This window comes from Chitinophaga sp., assembly GCF_035564935.1.
Taxonomy (GTDB): Bacteria; Bacteroidota; Bacteroidia; order Chitinophagales; family Chitinophagaceae; genus Chitinophaga.
In genome coordinates, this window is record NZ_DATMTE010000395.1 from 1 (window position 1) to 2,755 (window position 2,755).

The window sequence follows — 2,755 nt, forward strand, 5'->3', positions numbered from 1 at the left end:
GCTTCTTCATGAAAGAATCTCTTCGTATATTACACCCCACTAACTAATTAAAATAATTTGTAATGAAACAGATTTTCCTGTTAGCCGCTGCGGCGTTGGTTTTCGCAGGTGCGAATGCCCAGCAGGTATCGGGTATTGTGAGAGGGGGGAACGGCAAAACCATTTATCTTTTTGACGACCAGGACAACAACCCGGATGATTCGGCGGTAATAAAGAATGAACAGTTCAGTTTTCGTGTGAAGAGTGGCAAAGAACCTTCCGTATATGCATTGATCCTGCAGGATGTAAACTATCCGATGTTATTTGTAACCGGGAATGATCCTATACAGTTTACCACTTCCCTGGCTACTTATCCCGTAGCCGCCTCCGTGAAAGGTAATGCCAATACGCTGGCGATGCAGGAATACCAGAAAGCATTTGAACCATTGATCAAACAGGCGCAGGAGCTGAATACCGAGGCCAAACAGATCAATCCCGAGGATGAGCCGGGAAAGAACGCTTTCCGTAAGAAGGCGGAAACTTTCAGCAGGGATGTGGTGAATACCGGTAAGCAGTTTATTACTTCGCATCCGAAGAGTATTGCCAGTATCTGGCTGATGATGAATGAACTGCGCAGCAGGCTGGAGCCGGAAGAGTTCAGGCAATTGTTTGAGTCACTGGATAAGTCGGTGCAGGAAAGCCAGTATGGAAAGAGCGTAACCGCCTATGTAAAAAGCCTGAAAGCAAATGTGCTGAATGTGGCTGCTGATGATTTTTCGCAGGAAGACGCCAAAGGGCAGCCCGTAAAGCTGTCATCTTTCAGGGGCAAGTATGTGCTGGTTGATTTCTGGGCAAGCTGGTGCGGTCCGTGCCGCCAGGAAAATCCTAATGTAGTAAAGGCTTATAACAGGTTCAAGGATAAAAACTTCACCATCCTGGGCGTTTCCCTGGATGATAACCGGGAGCGCTGGTTACGCGCCATCAGCCAGGATGGACTGGCCTGGACGCAGGTATCCGATTTGCGGGGCTGGGGCAACGAAGTGGCTGTGCAGTATGGGGTTCAGTCTATTCCCACTAACTTCCTGGTAGATCCTGCAGGGAAAATCATCGCCCGCAACCTGCGTGGCGAAGAGTTGGAGGCCAAGCTGGAGCAGTTGTTAAAATAGCCGCTTATCAAAATCAGGTTGCTAATGAGCCGCCGATTTTACAAATTTGTTATTCGTAAAACAAAAACCAATGAAAAAAGCAATTGTAGGTATAGCCCTTTTAGTGCCGGCAGTGATGTTTGCCCAGGATAAGAAAGGCACAGCAGCAGGCAAACCTTACACTATACAGGGAACTGTTTCCCAACAGCATGACCCCGCTACCGTTTACCTGAGAATGCGCAAAAGTGGCGAAAACTTCATGGACAGCGCACAGATCAAAGATGGTAAATTTACATTCAACGGCACCCTGGAAGAAGCAGGTTTGGCCAGCCTGATGCTGGTACAGAAAGGCAATGAAAGGCCGGTGTCTATGGGGCGCGATATGCTGGCGGTTTTCCTGGATAAAGGCGTTATTACCATCAACACTACCGATTCTATCAGCAAGGCTACTGTTACCGGTTCCAAAGCCAACGACGATTATAAACAGCTGAATGACCTGTTGAAAGATGTGAATGAGAAAGGAGCCGCCTTGCAAACCAGGTATCGTGAACTGGCGAAGAACAAAGACGAGGAAGGAATTAAAAAGCTGGAAGCGGAGTATGATGCGTTAGACGCGGAAGAGAAAAAGATCGAGAACGACTTTCTTGCAAAGAATACCAATTCTCCCATTGCAATATTCCTGTTAAACCAGGTGGCTGGTTACGATATAAAGCCTGCCGAAGTAACACCGCTGTTTAAAAAACTGAGCAAGGAAGCAAAAAATTCACCTTCCGGCAAAGAATTTTCCAAACGCCTGGAATCTGCCCGTAAAACAGCTATAGGACAGCCGGCGCTTGAATTTGCCCAAGCCGATGCCAATGGCAAAAATATCAGCCTGTCCTCTTTCCGTGGCAAATATGTACTGGTCGATTTCTGGGCAAGCTGGTGTGGTCCCTGCCGCGCAGAGAATCCTAACGTGGTGAAAGCCTACGATAAATTCAAGGATAAAGGCTTTGAAATCCTCGGTGTTTCCCTGGATGACAAGAAAGATAAATGGCTGGCAGCCGTAGACGCCGATAAGCTCACCTGGACGCATGTTTCCGATCTGAAAGGCTGGAAGAATGCAGCGGCAGACCTTTATGGCGTTCGCGCCATCCCGCAGAATGTGCTGATTGATCCGAAAGGAAAGATCGTGGCTAAAAACCTGCGAGGGGAGGAACTGGCTTCCAAGCTGGAAGAGATATTGAAATAATTTCCCTTCGGGAGATAAAATAATAAGAGGTGCATGGGTTCAGTCCTTTGCACCTCTTTCTTTTGGGAAAATCCTCCGCTGAAATCATCTTTCAAAAAAAATATTTGTTTATCTACGAAACATTCGTAGATTTACGAAAGAATCGTAATTCAAATTATTTAAATGCTATGGAAAAACTTACCCAGCAAGAAGAAACAGCCATGCTGGCTATCTGGAAAGTAGGGAAAGGTTTTGTGAAAGACTTCCTGGAGGCGCACAGCGCCCCGGCTCCTCCTTATACTACGCTGGCATCTACCATAAAGAACCTGGAGAAAAAGGGTTTTGTAGAAAGCCGGAAAACGGGTAACGTATATGAGTATACGCCGGTTATGGAAGAAGCGGCTTACAAGCAAAAGTTCAT

Annotated in this window: 3 protein-coding genes; all 3 read left to right on the plus strand. The window is 46.9% G+C overall.

The window, feature by feature from the left end:
• Positions 1 to 62 precede the first annotated feature (62 nt).
• Positions 63 to 1,145 carry an AhpC/TSA family protein gene (locus VN105_RS10385; RefSeq protein ID WP_325640534.1) on the plus strand — a complete coding sequence of 361 codons (1,083 nt, stop codon included), beginning with the start codon at positions 63 to 65 and terminating at the stop codon, positions 1,143 to 1,145.
• A 70-nt stretch (positions 1,146 to 1,215) separates the two neighbouring features.
• Positions 1,216 to 2,355 (plus strand): AhpC/TSA family protein, encoded by a 1,140-nt coding sequence (locus tag VN105_RS10390; protein ID WP_325640536.1) that lies wholly within the window; start codon positions 1,216 to 1,218, stop codon positions 2,353 to 2,355.
• A gap of 167 nt (positions 2,356 to 2,522) precedes the next feature.
• The coding region (locus VN105_RS10395; protein WP_325640537.1) for a BlaI/MecI/CopY family transcriptional regulator at positions 2,523 to 2,755 on the plus strand (233 nt) is incomplete at its 3' end.